This window comes from Gryllotalpicola daejeonensis (assembly GCF_039538145.1).
Taxonomy (GTDB): domain Bacteria; phylum Actinomycetota; class Actinomycetes; order Actinomycetales; family Microbacteriaceae; genus Gryllotalpicola; species Gryllotalpicola daejeonensis.
Genome location: NZ_BAABBV010000002.1, coordinates 510,016 through 526,612, shown reverse-complemented (window position 1 = coordinate 526,612; position 16,597 = coordinate 510,016). Strand labels below are relative to the sequence as shown.

Annotated in this window: 15 protein-coding genes; 12 read left to right on the top strand and 3 right to left on the bottom strand. The window is 70.3% G+C overall.

Translation table 11 applies throughout. The annotated features are described in order from the left end of the window. Nucleotides 1-4: 4 nt before the first annotated feature. Together ABD736_RS15365 and ABD736_RS15360 are read right to left on the bottom strand one after the other, a co-directional pair. The gene (locus tag ABD736_RS15365) at nucleotides 5-997 is read right to left on the bottom strand and encodes a hypothetical protein (RefSeq protein WP_344792751.1); all 993 of its coding nucleotides are present in this window, start codon (nucleotides 995-997) and stop codon (nucleotides 5-7) included. 92 nt (nucleotides 998-1,089) lie between these two features. After that, entirely contained in the window at nucleotides 1,090-1,659 is a 570-nt protein-coding gene (locus ABD736_RS15360; protein ID WP_344792750.1) for an alternate-type signal peptide domain-containing protein, read from the bottom strand. A 319-nt stretch (nucleotides 1,660-1,978) separates the two neighbouring features. Between ABD736_RS15360 and fgd the strand changes: the two genes are divergently transcribed. Beyond that, nucleotides 1,979-2,995 (top strand): glucose-6-phosphate dehydrogenase (coenzyme-F420), encoded by a 1,017-nt coding sequence (gene fgd / locus ABD736_RS15355; protein ID WP_344792749.1) that lies wholly within the window; start codon nucleotides 1,979-1,981, stop codon nucleotides 2,993-2,995. Here the strand turns inward: fgd and ABD736_RS15350 are convergent, their stop codons facing one another. Next, the gene (locus tag ABD736_RS15350; protein WP_344792748.1) at nucleotides 2,996-3,643 is read right to left on the bottom strand and encodes a CPBP family intramembrane glutamic endopeptidase; all 648 of its coding nucleotides are present in this window, start codon (nucleotides 3,641-3,643) and stop codon (nucleotides 2,996-2,998) included. A gap of 113 nt (nucleotides 3,644-3,756) precedes the next feature. Between ABD736_RS15350 and ABD736_RS15345 the strand changes: the two genes are divergently transcribed. The 11 genes from ABD736_RS15345 (at nucleotide 3,757) to ABD736_RS15295 (ending at nucleotide 16,536) form a co-directional block, all read left to right on the top strand. Beyond that, a complete protein-coding gene (locus ABD736_RS15345; RefSeq protein ID WP_344792747.1) occupies nucleotides 3,757-5,274 on the top strand; it encodes a tyrosine-protein kinase domain-containing protein in 1,518 nt (505 codons plus the stop codon). Further along, entirely contained in the window at nucleotides 5,271-5,957 is a 687-nt protein-coding gene (locus ABD736_RS15340; protein ID WP_344792746.1) for an arsenate reductase/protein-tyrosine-phosphatase family protein, read from the top strand. The genes ABD736_RS15345 and ABD736_RS15340 overlap by 4 nt, the downstream gene beginning before the upstream one ends. Before the next feature lie 138 nt (nucleotides 5,958-6,095). Further along, nucleotides 6,096-7,586 (top strand): sugar transferase, encoded by a 1,491-nt coding sequence (locus tag ABD736_RS15335; protein WP_344792745.1) that lies wholly within the window; start codon nucleotides 6,096-6,098, stop codon nucleotides 7,584-7,586. Between the two features lie 23 nt (nucleotides 7,587-7,609). After that, complete coding sequence (locus tag ABD736_RS15330) at nucleotides 7,610-8,854, top strand: glycosyltransferase family 4 protein (RefSeq protein WP_344792744.1); 1,245 nt, start codon at nucleotides 7,610-7,612, stop codon at nucleotides 8,852-8,854. After that, the gene (locus ABD736_RS15325) at nucleotides 8,851-9,888 is read left to right on the top strand and encodes a hypothetical protein (RefSeq protein WP_344792743.1); all 1,038 of its coding nucleotides are present in this window, start codon (nucleotides 8,851-8,853) and stop codon (nucleotides 9,886-9,888) included. The genes ABD736_RS15330 and ABD736_RS15325 overlap by 4 nt, the downstream gene beginning before the upstream one ends. Next, nucleotides 9,885-11,435 carry an oligosaccharide flippase family protein gene (locus tag ABD736_RS15320; RefSeq protein ID WP_344792742.1) on the top strand — a complete coding sequence of 517 codons (1,551 nt, stop codon included), beginning with the start codon at nucleotides 9,885-9,887 and terminating at the stop codon, nucleotides 11,433-11,435. The genes ABD736_RS15325 and ABD736_RS15320 overlap by 4 nt, the downstream gene beginning before the upstream one ends. Beyond that, entirely contained in the window at nucleotides 11,432-12,562 is a 1,131-nt protein-coding gene (locus ABD736_RS15315; RefSeq protein WP_344792741.1) for a glycosyltransferase, read from the top strand. Before ABD736_RS15320 ends, ABD736_RS15315 begins: the two co-directional genes overlap by 4 nt. Next, the gene (locus ABD736_RS15310; protein WP_344792740.1) at nucleotides 12,559-13,707 is read left to right on the top strand and encodes a glycosyltransferase family 4 protein; all 1,149 of its coding nucleotides are present in this window, start codon (nucleotides 12,559-12,561) and stop codon (nucleotides 13,705-13,707) included. The genes ABD736_RS15315 and ABD736_RS15310 overlap by 4 nt, the downstream gene beginning before the upstream one ends. Beyond that, nucleotides 13,707-14,645, top strand: a complete 939-nt coding sequence (locus ABD736_RS15305; RefSeq protein ID WP_344792739.1) for a polysaccharide pyruvyl transferase family protein — start codon at nucleotides 13,707-13,709, stop codon at nucleotides 14,643-14,645. Before ABD736_RS15310 ends, ABD736_RS15305 begins: the two co-directional genes overlap by 1 nt. Then, nucleotides 14,618-15,055: a hypothetical protein gene (locus ABD736_RS15300; protein WP_344792738.1), complete on the top strand. Its 438-nt coding sequence runs from the start codon at nucleotides 14,618-14,620 to the stop codon at nucleotides 15,053-15,055. The genes ABD736_RS15305 and ABD736_RS15300 overlap by 28 nt, the downstream gene beginning before the upstream one ends. Then, nucleotides 15,055-16,536 (top strand): hypothetical protein, encoded by a 1,482-nt coding sequence (locus ABD736_RS15295; protein ID WP_344792737.1) that lies wholly within the window; start codon nucleotides 15,055-15,057, stop codon nucleotides 16,534-16,536. The genes ABD736_RS15300 and ABD736_RS15295 overlap by 1 nt, the downstream gene beginning before the upstream one ends. The last annotated feature ends 61 nt before the right edge of the window (nucleotides 16,537-16,597 follow it).

The window sequence follows — 16,597 nt, the reverse complement described above, 5'->3', positions numbered from 1 at the left end:
TCACTCAGTCCGTGGGTACGCAGAGCTGGAACTCTCGCGAGTTGGAGCGCGAGTTCGTGTCGGTCAGAAGCTGGGTGCCGTAGCCGGACGAGGTCACGTCGACACCTGCCCTCGCGGCACTTCCCGCGGGCCACACCCAGTCGCCCACCGCGACGCCCCGGAACGGCGACTTCGTGGTGTTGATCAGCACCTGCCAGCCGGAGCCGTTCCGGCCCCCATAGCCGCCCGACGCGGCGATGTCGAAGCAGAGGTAGTCGTCGCCGTCGATGGTCTGGGATTGCGAGGTGACGGTGATGGCCGTGCCGTTGCCTGCGCTGATGCCGTACTGGGTGGGGTTGGTCACCTTGGTCCACGGCGCGGGCGTCGAGAAGGTGAACGGCGCGCCCTGGGCGGTCGCCGACCAGCCGCCGCCGATCTGCGTCGCGGCCGTGACCGTGACCGTCGGCGTGACGGACTTGCCCGCGTAGCTCGTCGTCGCCGCCGAGGTCGAGGTCGTCGTCACGCAGTACGTGCTCACGGCGCCGGGTGCCAGCGGGCCCTGATTCGCGAGCCAGTTCGGAACCGAGCTCCACTTTCCGGTGATCGCCGACTGCGGCGCGGTGCCACACGCTGTCCCGTTCGCGATCGGCCAGAACGTGACGGTCAGCGCGGTGGCCAGTGTCGAGGCGCCGGTGCCGGCGAGGGCCGTCGACGCGGTGAATCCGCGCAGGGTGGCGGTGCCGGTGTTCGTGAGCGTCACCTTGTCGGGCCCGGCCGTGAGCGCGCCGGTCGCGAAGGTCGCGCCGAGCTGGTCGAACCCGTCGAGCCGCAGGCCGGCGGAGCCCGTGTGCAGCGTCGCGTCGGGCAGCGTGACGCTCGAACTCCAGGCGGCGAAGGTGCCGCCCGTGCCGGTAAGGCCGACGGCCACCCAGGCGGCAGCGATGGCGACTGCTATCAGCAGGTTCGTCACAGCGCGACGCGGGTTCGACGCGCGTGCCGTGCGGTGCCTGCCAGCCATCGTGCCTCCTGAGCGGCCGTGGGGGAACGGTGGACGCCGGGTGGGGGAACAGCCAAGGGGCCGGCGCCCGGTGGGGGCTGTTGTCCGCGGAATTACTTCGCGGAAGCCGGGGTGGTCTCCGACACGGTGAGGGTCGTGTCGGTGAGGTTGATCGTCTGCAGCTGGTCACCGGTCGCGTTGGCGTTGAAGGTGATGTCGAGCACGACGGTCAGCGTGGTGCCGGCGGCGGTCGCGGCCGTCGGCGTGATCGTGTAGGTCTTGTCGCCGTTGTCGACGATCCCGGCGGGAAGCGTGGAGGCGATCTTCGTGACGGCCGTGAAGTTCCCGTCGGCGACGCCCTTGTTCGAGAGGGTCGGATTGGTGAACCCGAGGGTCGCGGTCATCGCGGCGCCTGCGGCCGTGAGCACGACGGGCTGCGAGTACTCGATGGTCTCGCCGGGGACGACCTGGTACGTAGCCGGGTCGATGGTGCCCGTGCTGAGCGACTTCCACGTTCCCTTGGTGGGGTCGGCCGTGACGCTCAGCGTGCCCGTGCTGATCTTGGCGCCGCCGCCGGCGAGGACGGTGGCGGAGTTGTTCCAGGCGGCGAAAGAGCCCGCCCCGCCGAGCAGCAGGGCGATGCCGGCGGCGCCCGTGACGGCGCCCCTGATGAGCTTGTTCATTTCGGGTTGATTCCTTTCGGAACCCGCGTCAGGGCGCGCTGAAGAGCACGCGAGCCTGTCGCGGGAGTGGGTGGGTCGGGTCCCGCCGCACGGCGCACCTGTGTCTTCGGGTGACTCAGGTGCTGCACTCGAGCAGTTCGGGTGGCTCGGGCGCTGCGCGGCTGATGACAGAATCTCAGCGCTAGACAGATCTGTCTGCCGCAAAGCGCGGGAAATAGTCCCGGCACTAATACCGGCGCGGGTGAAATGCCCCCTGCTCGCGTGACGATTTCCGACACGGATGCCTGAACCGGTTCACCAGCCGTAGAGTCGAATCGATATGACTCTGAAGCTCGGGTACAAGGCATCCGCAGAGCAGTTCGGCGCGCGCGAACTGGTCGAACTCACCGTCGCCGCCGAAGCGCACGGAATGGAGAGTGCGTTCATCTCCGACCACTTCCAGCCGTGGCGGCATGAGGGCGGTCACGCACCCTTCGCGCTGACCTGGCTGGCGGCCGCGGGCGAGCGCACCCACGACATCGTGCTCGGCACGAGCGTCATGACCCCGCACTACCGCTACAACCCGGCGGTCGTCGCGCAGGCCTTCGGCTCGCTGGGGGTGCTGTACCCGGGCCGCATCATTCTCGGCGTCGGCACGGGCGAGGCACTCAACGAGGTCGCGACGGGCTGGCAGGGCGCCGGCAACCAGGGCTGGCCCGACTTCAAGGAGCGCTTCGCGCGGCTGCGCGAGTCGGTGCGCCTGATCCGTGCGCTCTGGAAGGACGAGCGGGTCACCTTCGAAGGCGACTACTACTCGACCCACGACGCGTCGATCTACGACAAGCCGGAGACGCCCATCCCCGTCTACATCGCCGCCGGCGGTCCGACGGTCGCGAAGTACGCCGGCCGCGCCGGCGACGGCTTCATCTGCACGAGCGGCAAGGGCATGGGGCTCTACACCGACGAGTTGATCCCCGCCGTCCAGGAAGGAGCCGCCGCAGGCGGCCGCCAGGCATCCGATGTCGAACACATGATCGAGATCAAGCTGAGCTACGACCGTGACCACGAGCAGGCGCTCGAGAACACGCGGTTCTGGTCGCCGTTGTCGCTCGACAAGCAGCAGAAGCACGACATCACCGACCCGATCGAGATGGAGAAGGCGGCCGACGCCCTGCCCATCGAGCAGATCGCCAAGCGCTGGATCGTCGGCAGCGACCCTGAGCAGACCGTCGCCGAGATCAAGCAGTACGTCGACGCCGGATTCACCCACCTGGTCTTCCACGCGCCGGGGCAGGACCAGCGCCGGTTCCTCACGCAGTTCGAAGAGGATCTCGCGCCGCTGCTGCGCGCGCTCTGATCACCAGGGCCAGGTGATCAGGGCCGCGAGTCCGTTGAAGACCGCGTGGCCGATGATCGCCGGGCCGAGGCGCTTCGTGCGCAGCACCGCGTAACCCGCGAGCAGGCCGAACGCGAGCATCGTCACGATGAGGGTCGTGGACCAGCCGTCGGCGATCGTGTGCACGAGCGCGAACGCGACGGACGTGACGATCAGAGCGGGCCATGGGCGGATGCCTCTGCTGAGCGACCCCTGCAGAAGACCGCGGAAGAACGGCTCCTCGATGAGGGGCGCGAGCACAACCGGCGCGATGACCGTTGTGAAGACGTAGGTGCCGGAGATCCCGCCGAGCATGACGCCTGCGCTCGGCATCCGGCCCGTTGACGCATACTGCGCGATGATGCCGACCGCGCGTGCGACCAGCCCGATACCCAGTCCGACCACGAGGTCGACGGCGCGGAACCTGAGGAAACGCCACCAAAACGCGAACCCGGCGATGAGCGCGATGACGAGCGGCCCCCAGGTGACGAGGTAGCTCGCGGCGAGCGACCAGCCGTAGGGCAGCTGCCCCCGCCAGGCCGGGAAACTCAGGGCGAGAGCGACCGCGATGGCGAGCGCGACGACCGCCAGAACCAGGGCGCGAGAGGACCGTCGGGAGGCCTGCGTCATGCCGACCACGCTAGGCCACCCCCTTGTCAGCGCGCGACGGAACCGTGCACCATGGTGCGCACGGCCCCCTTTCGGGGTACGCCATTACTGCCCCTCCGACCAAAGGCAGGTACGTGGAACTACGCGATTACATCCGAGTGCTGCGCAAAGGCTGGCTCATCATCCTGGCCTGCGTGGTCGTTGGTGTCGGCGTGGCGGCGCTCTTCTCCGCCGTCAAGGCGCCGACCTACACCGCCGACTCCAAGGTGTTCATCAACACCCAGGTCGGCGGCAACGCCTCAGACCTCGTGCAGGGGCAGGCGTACTCGCAAGACCGCATCACCACGTACGCGGGCCTCGTCGGCACGCCGGCGGTGCTGCAGCCGGTGATCGTCGGGCTGCACCTCAAGGCGACACCCGCGTCACTGTCGCGGCAGATCTCGGCGACCGCGCCGACCAACACGACGCTGCTGCAGATCGAGGCGACCGACCAGGACCCCAAGATGGCGGCCGACCTCGCCAACGCGACGGCCGAGAGCCTGAGCACGGTGGTGCAGCAGCTCGAGACGACGGACGCCGACGACAACGTCTCGCCGGTGAAGCTCAGCCGCGTGCAGGACGCCGTGGTGCCGCTGCGGCCGAGCAGCCCGAACATCCAGCTCAACGTCCTGCTCGGCTTGCTCGTCGGCCTCGCGCTCGGCGTCGCCGTCGCGGTGCTGCGCGAGACGCTCGACACCCGGGTGCGCACCGAGCACGATGTCGAGGCGATCAGCCCGGCGCCGATCGTCGGCGGCATCACCTTCGATCCGAAGGCGACGGTGCGACCGCTGATCGTGGCCGACGACCCGTACTCCAACCGGGCAGAGGCGTTCCGCACGCTGCGCACGAACCTGCAGTTCCTGAACATCGGCGATGACGTCGAGCAGCTCGACCTCGACCCGGCCGACGTCGCAGACGGGCTCGATGAGGGCGCACCGCGCAAGGGCCGCAGCTTCGTCGTGACGAGCTCGCTCGCGCAGGAGGGCAAGAGCACGACCACGGCGAACCTCGGCCTCGCGCTTGCGAGCACGTCGAGCAACATCCTGGTCGTCGATGCCGACCTGCGCCGCCCGAAGCTCGCCGGCTACCTCGGCCTCGAGGGCGCTGTGGGCCTCACCGACGTGCTGCTCGGCAGGGTCGACGTCGGCGACGTGGTGCAGCGGTGGGGCAAGACGAACCTCTACGTGCTGCCGGCCGGCCGCATCCCTCCGAACCCCAGCGAGCTGCTCGGCAGCGGCCGCATGCGCAAGCTGATCTCGGTGCTCGAAGAGCAGTTCGACTACGTGCTCTACGACGCGCCGCCGCTGCTTCCCGTCACCGACGCCGCCGTGCTCAGCAAGTCGACGACGGGCTCGCTCGTGGTGGTCGCCGCGGGGCGCACGCACAAGAACCAGCTCAAGTCGGCCGTCGCGGCGATTGAGCAGGTGGGCAGCCGCGTCGGCGGCATCGTGATGACGATGGTGCCGACCAAGGGCCCCGATGCGTACGCCTACGGCCGCTACGGCTACGGCTACTACGGCGAAGAGCAGGGCGACGAGCGCAAGCGCCGTTCGCGCTCGGGCTCGAAGGGGCGGAAGAACGCCGAGGCGGCCGGGCACACCGCCAGCGCATGAGCGCCGCGGCACCCGTCGGCCTGCCGTTCGGGGTGCTCGCGGTGTGCTCGGGGAACGTGTGCCGTTCGCCGTTCCTCGAGCTGCTGCTCGCCCGCGCCTTCGCGGGCCGCAGCGACCTCGCCGCTTCGAGCGCCGGCACGATCGCGCGGCCGCGCATGCGCATGACCGACGAGATGGTGACGGTCGCGCAGGCGCACGGGATCTCAGAGTCGGATGCCCGTGAGCACCGCGCTCGCCGACTCGACGAGGCGGCCGTCGCCTCGGCGGGGCTGGTGCTCGGCCTGACCCGCGAGCATCGGGCTGCGGCCGTCGAACTGCACCCCCGGGCGCTGCGCTACAGCTTCACGCTGCGCGAGTTCGCGCGGCTCGTGGGCGACCTCGGGCCCGCAGAGTCGGGGGCGCGGACCCCGGCGGAACTGATCGGCGAGCTCGCGGCGCTGCGCGGCGGCAGCTCGCCCGCGGCGGCAGAAGACGACGACATCCGTGACCCCATCGGACTGCCGCAAGAGATCTACGACGAGGTGGGCGGCGAGATCGCCGACGCGGCGCGAGTGGCGGCCGAGGCGCTGCTTCTGACGAGGGAGGCGCCGGCACGGGCCGCCGGATTGAGCGTGTCGAAATCATCCGTCATCGCGTCGGAAAAAACCGGCCCCCAGCTCTCGTTCGCGTTCCGCAGGCTGTGACGCGCGGGCCTCGCAACTTAAACCTCCACGTAACCCGGGCACATGGATTCTGCATCGGCTTCTGTCATAGGCTGTCCCCACAAAGGGGGGCACGGCTCTCCCCACCACTGTGACCGACCACACAGAGGCGGAAAAGACATGGCTGACCACGTGCTGGTCGGCGTCGAACCTATGGCGTCGACCAAACGCATGACAGGGGACTGGCGAAAGGGCTATGCCCGGCGCCTGCTGATCACCGACGCGCTGGCGCTCGTGTGGGTGGTCTTCGGCGTGCAGATCCTCTGGCTCGGAATCGACACGCAGGTGCAGACGCGCGAGCAGTTCGGCGATCACATGGGCATCAGCTATTCGCTGATCTCGCTGCTGATCGTGGTGCTGTGGGTCGCGGCGCTCGGTCTCTACGACACTCGCAGCGCACGCACGATCGGCACCGGCAGCGCCGAGTACACGCGCGTCGTCAACGCCTCTGTGCGGCTGTTCGGGCTGGTTGCCATCGTCGCGTTCCTGTTCAAGATCGACCTGGCGCGCGGCTACATCCTGATCGCGCTGCCGGTGGGCGCGCTCGTGCTGCTCGCGATCCGCTGGATGTGGCGGCAGTGGCTGCATGTGCAGCGCGAGGGCGGCCGGTATTCCTCCCGGGTGCTGCTCGTCGGATCGGCGGCGTCCGTCGCCCAGACGGCGGCCGAGCTGATCCACCAGCGCAACGCGGGCTACCGCGTGGTCGGCGCCTGCCTGTCGCCGAACGACCATGTCGCACCGCTCGCCGAGCATGCGATTCCCGTGGTCGGCGACTTCGACGGCGTCCACGAGGCGATGGAGCTCACCGAGGCCGACACCGTCATCATCACCAGCAGCGATGAACTGCCGAACGACCGGGTGCGGCGCATCAGCTGGGGGCTGCAGCCCGGCCGTCAGCACCTCGTCGTGGCGCCGAGCATCATCGACGTCGGCGGCCCGCGCATCCACACGCGCCCGGTCGCCGGCCTGCCGCTGATGCACGTCGAGACGCCGCGCTACGAGGGCGCGAAGCTCGTCGCGAAGCGGGCTTTCGACCTCGTCGTCGCGGGGTTGCTCGTCGTGCTGCTGTCGCCCGTGCTGCTCGCGATCGCGCTGGCGGTGCGGGTGGATTCGGCCGGGCCCGTGCTGTTCAAGCAGCAGCGCATCGGCCTCAACGGGCGTCCGTTCCGCATGCTCAAGTTCCGCTCGATGGTGCCCGACGCGGAGGCGAAGCTCGCCACGCTGCGCGGCGCCCCGCACGACGAGGGCAACAGCGTGCTGTTCAAGATGAAGGACGACCCGCGCATCACGCGCGTCGGGCACGTGCTGCGCCGCTACAGCCTCGACGAACTGCCGCAGCTGTTCAACGTGATCGGCGGTTCGATGTCGCTCATCGGCCCCCGGCCCTCGCTCGAGCGCGAACTCACGCAGTACGAGGAGCACACGCACCGCCGGTTCCTCGTGAAGCCCGGCATCACGGGGCTGTGGCAGGTGAGCGGCCGCTCGAACCTCACGTGGGAGGAATCCGTGCGCCTCGACCTCTACTACGTCGAGAACTGGTCGATGACCGGCGATCTCGCGATTCTGTGGCGCACGGCCAAGGCCGTGCTCGCGCGGGACGGAGCGTATTGATGGGGCCGGGACGGAGCGTATTGATGGGCACGGATGCTTTCACCGAAGTCGTCCTCACCCCGTGGGGCGTCGGCGGCGGCTACAGCGGGCCGGTGACATTCCTCGGCCGGCTGTTCAGCGCGGTCTGCGCCGAGGAGCCCGATGCGCGCATCGACGTGCTGTATCGCGACCGCGGCGGCGAAGAGGTGCCGGCCTGGGCGACCGACGCGACCGCGCTGTCGCGGCGCGCGCACTTCGGCCTGCGTGAGCAGCTCGCGTGGGGAGTCCGGGCAGCACGGGCCGTGCGCCAGCGCGCTGGCTCGGAGGTGCTCGTGCACCTGCAGGGGCTGTACCTGGCGAACCTCGTCGCGGCCTATGCCGTGCCGCCCGGCCGGGCCGTGCTGCTGCCCGTGCTCGAGCGCGGTGACCTCGTGCCGGCCGGCGCGAAGCCGCTCGCGGCGCTCAAGTCCCGGCTGCTGCGACGTGTCGTCCGCCGCGCGCGCGTGGGCTTCGCGATCACGTGCGGCATCGAGCGCGAGCTGCGCGCACTGGGGATGCCGGAAGACCGCATCGTGCCGCTCGGCAACGCCGTCGACGAGAGCGTGTTCACGAGTGAAGGGCGTGCCGTGCCCGGCGCCGACGCGGTGCGGATCGGCTTCGTCGGGAAGCTCGGGCCGATCAAGCGGCCGCAGCTTCTGCTCGACGCGGTCGCGATGCTGCGCGAGCGAGGCGTCGACGCGTCCGCGGTGTTCGTGGGGCCGTTCGCGTCGGCCGAGTTCGAGGGCGGGTTCCGCAAGCGGGTGGCCGAGCTGGGTCTCGACGAGCACGTCGTGATCGCGGGGATGCGGTCGGACGTGGCATCCGTACTGCGCGCCGAGATCGATGTGTTCGTGCTGCCGTCGTCCTCAGAGGGAATGCCGGGGGCGCTCGCCGAGGCGATGATGACGGGACTGCCCGCCGTCGTGACCGACGTGGGCGCGATGGGGGACACCGTGATCGCCTCGGGCGGCGGGCTCGTCGTGACGCCCGACGGCGAGCGCATCGCCGAGGCGGTCGAGCGGATTCTCGACGACGGCGCGTGGGCCGAGTACTCGCGGCGGGCGGCCGACTTTGCGCACGCGCACTTCGGCAGCCGTGCCGTCGCCGCGGCCTATCTCGAGGGCATCGGGCGGCGCCCGCGGGGCGCTGCCCACGTCGCCGTTGCCGATCCTGCGACGTCCGCGCGCCTTGTGACCTCAGCGGCGCCCGTGACCGCCGCCACCCGCCGAGCGGAAGAGCCCGCCGCGTGACGCTCGACGGCGCCGTGACCGGAACGATGCCGGGCCTCGAGGGGCTCGAGCGGCTGCTCGACGGCTATCGCGGGGCGAGCGCGTACCTGATCCCGATGACGGCGGCCGACGGCCGCACGATGCTCGGCAACAACGGCGACCGCATCATGCATGCCGTGTTCCACCGCATCCTCGAGCGGCTCGACATCCGTGCCGTCGCGGCTCCGGCGGCGGCCGATGTCGTGATCGTGCCGCCGAACGGCGCGCTGCTCGAGGTGTACGGGTTCCCCGAGCTGCTCGCCGAGCGCCTGCGTGGCGCCGAGGGGGTGCCGCTCGTGATCTTCCCGTCGTCGACGCTGTTCCCGACGCGCGACCCGGCGTTCATGTTCCGCGGGCGCAGTGCCGAGACGCTGTGGATCACGCGCGAGAAGTACTCGTTCGACCACCTCGACGAGCAGTGGGGGCTGTCGCTCGCGGATGTCGGCGTCACCCTCGCGCTCGACCACGACGTGGTCGCCTCAGGCCACGAGTTCGTCCCAGAGCTGCTCGGCGGGGCCGGCAGCGGGGGCGGGCTGCTCGTGGCGGGGCGGCGTGACAAAGAGGCCGCCGACCTGCGGTCGGCCGGGTCGGGGTCGACCCACGGCGCACGTGCGTCGGGTCAGGCATCCGCTCGCCTTCTTGCCCGCCTGAAAAAGGCCGTGCCCTACGGACCCTGGTACACGGCGGCGGTGCGCCGTGCGCGCCGCGCGCAGCTCGCGGCCGCTGCCGACCGGCTGCTCGGGCGGCTGCCGGCCGAGACGCGCGCCGAGCTCGAGCACGCCGGGCGCCGCCGCGATGTCGACCTGAGCGCCGTGCAGTACGCGACCTACGACGAGTACCGTCGCGTGCTGCGGAATGCCGACGCGGTCGTCACCGACCGGCTGCACGTGGGGCTGCCCGCGGCGATCCTCGGCAAGCGGGTCGTGCTCGTCGAGGCGGGCTATCACAAGCTGCAGGGCGTCTACGAGCGCTCGCTCGCCGAACTGCCGAACGTCGAACTGGTGGGTGCCCGGTGAGCGCGGCCCCGACCGCGGCCGCCAACGGCACGGCCGCCGGCGGCCAGAGGCCCAGCCAGGCCCAGGGCGCGGGCGTCGGCACGGCGCTCAAGGGCGTCTTCGGCCTCTCGATCGGCACGATCGGAACGCGCGGCCTGGCTGCCGTCGGCCAGATCCTGCTGGCGTTCTGGCTGACGCCGACGGAGTTCGGGTTCTGGGCCTCGGCCAACTCGATCCTCGCGTTCGTCGCCGGCCTCGCGAACTTCGGCGAGGTGAACGGCTACCTGTCGGGCCACGGCGCGCACTTCGCGATCGCCCGCGGGGTCACCCGGCGCCTCAACTCGGTGCTGACGCTCGCCGGCCTGGTTATCGCCGGCGCCTACGCGCTCTCCGGCCGGTGGGAGGTCGCGATCCTCGGCGCGATCGTCGCCGTGACTATCCCGTTCCAGGGCGAGAGCGACCTGCTTTACAGCGCGAGCGTCAAGCACAACCGGTTCCGCAAGGCGGTCACGGCCCAGTTCGGCGCGGCCGTCTCGAAGGTCGCGCTCGGCGTGGTCGTCGCGGTGATCACCCACTCGGCCCTCGCGATCGCGATCTCGACGTTCGCGTATTCGCTGATCATGGATGTCTGGCTGTACCGCGTCGTCGGGAAGCAGGCCCGCTCAGAGCCCGAGAGTCGCGGCGCCGAGATCACCCGCAGCCAGCGGTTCTCGTGGGCCGTCAACTCGTGGATGATGACGCTGCCCCTGCAGGTCGGCTTCGTCGTCGGCCAGTTCGTCGCGAGCCCGCACCTGGTCGGCCTCTACTTCTTCAGCTTCCAGATCACGATGGGCATCTCGGGCGTGCTCTCCGGCCCGCTCGCGAAGGTCAGCCTGTCGACCCTCGGTCGCGCAGGCGAACGGGACCGCACAGGCCTCGCGCTCGACCTCAGCAGCTTCTTCGGCGCAGCCCTGCTCGTCGTCTGCGCGCTCGGGGCGATGCTCGCGGCGCCGATCACGCCCTTCATCTCGCACCAGTGGCTCGCGGCGATCCCGGCGACCGTGATCCTGGTGGCGAGTCTGCCGATCCGCATGATGACGCCCGTGATGGACGCCTATCAGCAGTCGCAGAACCGCTGGTGGCAGAGCACCGCGTTCAACGCGGCCGACACGATCGGCACCGCGCTCGCCGCGCTGACGCTGCTCACCGGCAGCATCACGGTGCTCGCCACGGCGCTCACCGCCTGGAAGATCGCACTCGGCATCGCCCGCACCTGGATCGTCCTGCGCGGAGCGAGCGTGTGGGGCCGCATCGCGCTCACCGTTCCACTCGCCGTGGGCACCGCCGCGCTGTGCGCGGGCGCGCTCACGAGCGGCGCGGTGAGCTACGTGTGGCTCGGCCTGGCCGTCGTCGTCGCGGCCGTGTGGGCGCTGGGGCACTGGCGGCTGCGTGCGCGGTTGGTGCGGCCCGAGGCCGTCGGATTGAGCGTGTCGAAATCATCCAGCGACACCGAGATGAATACGGATGTCGCAGACGCGGCCGCCGCGGAAGAAGCCGCGACACCGAGCGAGACGGAGCGCGTGCGATGACCGAGCCCCGCCGCGTGGCCATCACGCAGCCGTACGTACCTGCCTATCGCTTCCCCTTGTGGGACCTAGTGGTCTCGACGCTCGCCGACCAGGGCGTCGAGACTCGCATCTTCTTCGGGGGCGACGCTGCCCAACTGGCGCTCAGAGCCGAGCGCGGTGACGGAGTGGAGGCGCCCTGGGCCGAGCAGGTGGCGGTGAAGACCGTCGCCGTCTCGAACCGATTGCCCAAGCTCAGGCTGCGGCGACTGCCGCGCGACTGGCAGCACGCGCTGCTCGTCACCGAGATGGAGGGCGCCAACCTCAACGCCTGGGCGGCCGCCGCGGGGCGGAAGCCCTTCATCACCTTCGGCCACGGCCGCTCTTACACGAGCGATGAGGGCGGCCTGTCGATGCGCGTCGAGACCGCTCTCAATCGGCGCGCGCGTCACGTGCTGACCTATACCGAGGCGGGCCGCGAGGCGGTGCTCGAGCGCACGGGCCGCTCACCGGCCGCGGTCACGGCGTTCCGCAACACGACGGATACCACGGCACTGCGTCGCATTCTCGAGGCGACGACGCCGACCGACACCGCCGCGTTCGAGCTCGCCCACGGCATCCCCGCGAACGCCAAGATCGCCCTGTATCTCGGCGCGGTCAACCGGCACAAGCGCATCGACCTGCTCATCGACGCGGCAGAGCGCGTCTTCGCCGCCGATCCCGACTGGTGGCTCGTCGTGGCGGGAAGCGGCGAGCACCTGCCTCAGCTCAAGACCCTCGCCGACCGCACGGGCCGCGTCGTGCTGCTCGGGCAGGCCGGCCCCGCTGACTACGCCCCGGCCGCGCGCGTGGCCCGTCTGCTGGTGAACCCGGGGCGCATCGGGCTCGTCGCGGTGGACGCGCTGGTCATGGGCCTGCCGATCCTGGCCGCGCGCAACGACCTCAACGCCCCAGAGACCGAATACCTGGCAGAGGGGAAGGACGTGGTCACGGTCGACGCAGACTCCGACGCGCTCGCCCGCGCTTGGCTGGGCTGGGCGGTGCCGCGCACGGAGGGCCCGTCGGACTCGCTGCCGACGATCGAGGGCGCGGCCGCGGCGATCAGCTCCGTCATCTTGCACACGCTCGAGACTCGGGAGGCAGCGCGATGACCGTCTATCACTACTACGCGAGGTACCTCGCGCACCCCTCTGGGGTGACCGACGCGCTCGACCACTGGGTGCAGGCGTGCCTCGACGCCGGCTATGACACGAAGATCCTCGCGGCCGAGCCGCCCGGGGGAGTGGGCAACGAGTTCGCGCGGCTTGATGACGTTAAGGTGATTCCGCATCGCGGCAACAGCCGCACGACGTGGGTGCCCACGGGGCTCGGCGAACTGCTCACGCCCGACGACGTGCTGTACGTGCACGAGGGGTGGGTGCTTTCGAACCTCGCCGCGGTGCGCGCTGCCAAGAGGGCCGGCGCGCGCGTCGTGGTCATGCCGCACGGGGTATATGAACCGCAGCTGGTCGAGACCCAGCGCGATCTGCTCGGCCTGCGCGCGCGAGCGGAGCGGTGGATGCTGCGCAGCGCGGATGCCGTGCACGTGTTCTACCCGGGGGAGGAGCGCGTGCTCAGAGCCTTCGAGCCAGGCCTCCGTCGCTTCATCACCGCACCCAACGGCACGCCTGACGCGACCTCCGTGCCCGAGTGGCGCGGCGACGGCGACTACTTCCTGTGGATCGGGCGCTTCGACCCGTACCACAAGGGCCTCGACCACCTCGTCGACTTCTGGTCGCGCTTGCCCGCACCGCGGCCCAAGCTGGTGCTTGCCGGCCCGGACTTCCTGGGCGGCCGGCAGCGCGTCGCCGACCAGCTCGCACGGCTCGGCTTGCGCGGCACCGTCGAGATCGGCCGGCGGGTGAGCGGCGCTAGGAAGGCCGAGCTGATCGCCGGCTGCCGTGCATACCTGCACCCGTCGCGCTGGGAGTCGTGCAGCATCGCGCTGCTCGAGATGGCGGCGAGCGGCGTGCCGTCGCTGATCTCGGCGACCATCCACGCGGCCGACGAGCTCGCGCCGCGCGGCGTTCTGCAGGCGGTGCGATTCGACGATGCGAGCGTGGATGCCGGCGCGGCGCTCGCCGCGATCGACCGCAACGCGGCCGTCGGCCAGGCCGCGCGGGAATGGGCGCGGACAGAGGGCAACTGGGGCGCCGTCGGCCGCGAGTTCGCCGCTCAGCTGCGCGCGCTCGCCGCGCCGACGCGCGAGCCGGTCGCCGCCTCTGCCCCCGCCTCTGCCGTCGAAGGGAGCGCCTGATGATCGTCCTTGTCGACCCCGGGCTGAAATCCACCAACCTCGGTGACCAGATCATCTCCGATGCCGTGCACCGCGAGTTCGTGAACCCGCTGCGCGCGGCGGGTGTCGACGTGCAGACGATCCCGATGCACGGGCACCTGAGCGACGACAGCAGGGCGCTGCTGCGAGAGGCGGACGAGGTCGTGGTCTCGGGCACCAACCTGCTCGCCGACAACATGCGCTTCCGCTCGCCATGGCAGTGGGCGAAGAAGGACATCGAGCTGACGCGCGGGAAGCTGACGACCTTCGGCGTCGGGTGGTGGCAGTACCAGACCGGTGGCATCGATCCGTTCAGTGCGCGCTGGCTGCGGTCGCTGAGCTCCGGCCGCCCCTGGGCGGTGCGCGACGAGTACTCGGCGAGGCGGCTGGCGGCGGCGAAGGTACGCGCCCTGCACACGAGCTGCCCCACGCTGTGGGGCGTCACTCGCCAGAACCTGCCGGGTGGTCAGCGCCGCGTGATCGCGACGTTCACGGACTACAACCAGGACCCGCTCGCCGACCGCCGCCTGATCGACCTGCTCGAAACGCGATTCGAGGAGGTTCTCTACTGGCCGCAGGGACCGGGCGATGAGCGCTACCTGCGCAGCATCGCCGGCGACGAGGTCCGACTCATTCCGCCGGAGCTCGCAGCCTTCGACGCCGAGTTGCGCGAGCCGTCGACCGCCTACGTCGGCCTGCGGCTGCACGGCGGGATTCGCGCGATGCAGCAGGGCGTCCCGACGCTCATCCTGAGCATCGACAACCGCGCACGCGAGATCGCGCGCTCGGTGGGCCTGGTCGCGCCGTCGCGGCACGCGCTCGACCGCATCGCGGCACTGCTCGACTCGCCTCAGCCGAAGACGCTGCACCTGCCCCGCGTAGAGATCGACGCGTGGCGCGCACAGTGGGTGGCGTCATGAGCGCGGCGACGATGCCCGCACCGGCGCAGCAGCGTCAGGTTCGCGCGCTCGCGCTGCCGAGGGCAGGCGACGTCGATCGGATTCCTCGCGAGCTGCTCGCGGCAGCGGACTTCGTGCTGGTGTCGCACCAAGATCAGTACCGGCAGGCGGTCAAGGCGGGGGCGCAGCCGATTCTGGTGACGCGCAGCTTCAGCGTCACCGACTCGCGTGGGCGGGCTCGCCTGCTGCTCGGCGCACTGATCGGTCCGTGGCGCTGGCGCCGCGTGCTGCTCAACGAGGGCATCGGGTCTCTCGCCATCGCCGGTGACGGCGGACTCCCGTCCGTGCGAGGAGCGCTGGGCTTCCGCATCGCCGCGCTGCTTGCGGGAATCGCCGTCGTGAGGCCGCGAACCGAAGGCGCGCTGAGCTGATGAGCACGACGGCGCGCGTGCCGAGCCCGCCGGCGAACCGGCCGGCGTCGAAGCTCACGGCACCGGCGCCGACCGCCGCCGGCTCTGACCGCTCGATCGCGGTCGTCTACGGTCTCTTCCCGGGCGCCCTGCTGCTCATCGGCATAGGTGTGCCCGCCTACCTCAGCTCGCTCGTGTTCTTGAACTCGGGCACCTTCCTGCTGCTGCTCGTCAATGCCTACGCAGGCGTGCGTATGACGATGGTGCTGTTCAACGGCCGTGACCAGATCCTGCAGCTCTTCTTCTGGATCTTCAGTTGGGTCTTCTTCGGCCTGGCCCCGTTCGCGCAGTTGAGCGCAGGCAAATGGCCGTGGCCGGGCAGCATCCCCGAGCCGACCATGGTCACGGTGTGCAGCCTGATCCTGGTCTCGTTCGTCTGCTACGACCTCGGCGTGCTGACCTCCTGGCGCACCGACACGAAGCCGCTGCGGCCGGCCCGCTACGTCCTCTCCACCGCACGTCTGCGGCTGGCGGCGCCGCTCGCGATCGTGATCTGCGTCATCGAGATCGCCCGCGTCGGCGTCGCGAGCCTCGTCAACGGTCGGCAGGAGCGCTCCCAGGCCATCGCGCTCGGCAACGCCGGCGCCGTGGACAACGTCACCGCCGCCATCAACACCGCGCTCATGGTCACGACCGTCTTCGTCGTCGCCTACCTCTTCATCAGGGCGAAGCGCCTGGGGATGCTGTCGCGAGGCTGGCTCTGGCTACTGCTGCTCGTTGCCCTGACGGTGCTCGTCTCGAACCCGACCTCGACCGCGCGCTACCGCGTTGCGGCCGTCGCCTCGGGGCTCGTGCTGGCCGTCGTGTGGCCGCTGGGGCGCGCCCGCATGATGTACCTCGGCGCCGGCATCCTCGCCGGCATCGCGTTTCTCTTCCCCGCGCTCAACGCCTTCCGCCGCACCGGAGGCGCCTTCTCAGTCAGGGGCAGCGTTGTCGACTCTCTGCGCAGCGGCGACTATGACGCGTTCCAGCAGATCGCGAACACGACGCTGTACGTCGGCGACCTCGGTCACACCGGCGGGCGTCAACTGCTGAGCTCGCTGCTGTTCTTCGTGCCGCGGTCGCTCTGGTCCGGGAAGTCTCTCGATACCGGGGTTCTCGTCGCGACTCATCAGGGCTACGTCTTCACGAACCTGTCGTCACCGCTGCAGGCCGAGGCATACATCGACGGCGGATTCCCGTTGGTCGTGATTGTCTTCCTGATTCTCGGAGTCGTCACCGGGCGCTTCGAACGGCGCTCGCGCGATGCACTCTCTCAGTCGAGCTTCGTCTCGATGCTCGTCCCCTTGGTCGCGGCATACCAGCTGATCGTGCTGCGCGGATCGCTGCTGCAGTCCATGGCCGGACTCGTCACGCTGGTGCTCTTCACCTGGCTCTGTACGCGGCGGACTGCCGATCCCGGCCCCGAGCTGTCAACCCCTCCAATTGTCAGGAACGCTTGAAAACCTGCCGCGCATGACGCAGCGGGGGAGCTTTCAACTGACCCTGATCGCGGCGCTGGCC

What these genes read in the sequence shown, in the direction of transcription:
- ABD736_RS15335 (WP_344792745.1), top strand. Translation starts at nt 6,096, where the DNA reads ATGGCTGACCACGTGCTGGTCGGCGTCGAACCTATGGCGTCGACCAAA.
- ABD736_RS15340 (WP_344792746.1), top strand. Translation starts at nt 5,271, where the DNA reads ATGAGCGCCGCGGCACCCGTCGGCCTGCCGTTCGGGGTGCTCGCGGTG.
- ABD736_RS15295 (WP_344792737.1), top strand. Translation starts at nt 15,055, where the DNA reads ATGAGCACGACGGCGCGCGTGCCGAGCCCGCCGGCGAACCGGCCGGCG.
- ABD736_RS15315 (WP_344792741.1), top strand. Translation starts at nt 11,432, where the DNA reads ATGACCGAGCCCCGCCGCGTGGCCATCACGCAGCCGTACGTACCTGCC.
- ABD736_RS15350 (WP_344792748.1), bottom strand. Translation starts at nt 3,643, where the DNA reads ATGACGCAGGCCTCCCGACGGTCCTCTCGCGCCCTGGTTCTGGCGGTC.
- ABD736_RS15365 (WP_344792751.1), bottom strand. Translation starts at nt 997, where the DNA reads ATGGCTGGCAGGCACCGCACGGCACGCGCGTCGAACCCGCGTCGCGCT.
- ABD736_RS15330 (WP_344792744.1), top strand. Translation starts at nt 7,610, where the DNA reads ATGGGCACGGATGCTTTCACCGAAGTCGTCCTCACCCCGTGGGGCGTC.
- fgd (WP_344792749.1), top strand. Translation starts at nt 1,979, where the DNA reads ATGACTCTGAAGCTCGGGTACAAGGCATCCGCAGAGCAGTTCGGCGCG.
- ABD736_RS15360 (WP_344792750.1), bottom strand. Translation starts at nt 1,659, where the DNA reads ATGAACAAGCTCATCAGGGGCGCCGTCACGGGCGCCGCCGGCATCGCC.
- ABD736_RS15310 (WP_344792740.1), top strand. Translation starts at nt 12,559, where the DNA reads ATGACCGTCTATCACTACTACGCGAGGTACCTCGCGCACCCCTCTGGG.
- ABD736_RS15305 (WP_344792739.1), top strand. Translation starts at nt 13,707, where the DNA reads ATGATCGTCCTTGTCGACCCCGGGCTGAAATCCACCAACCTCGGTGAC.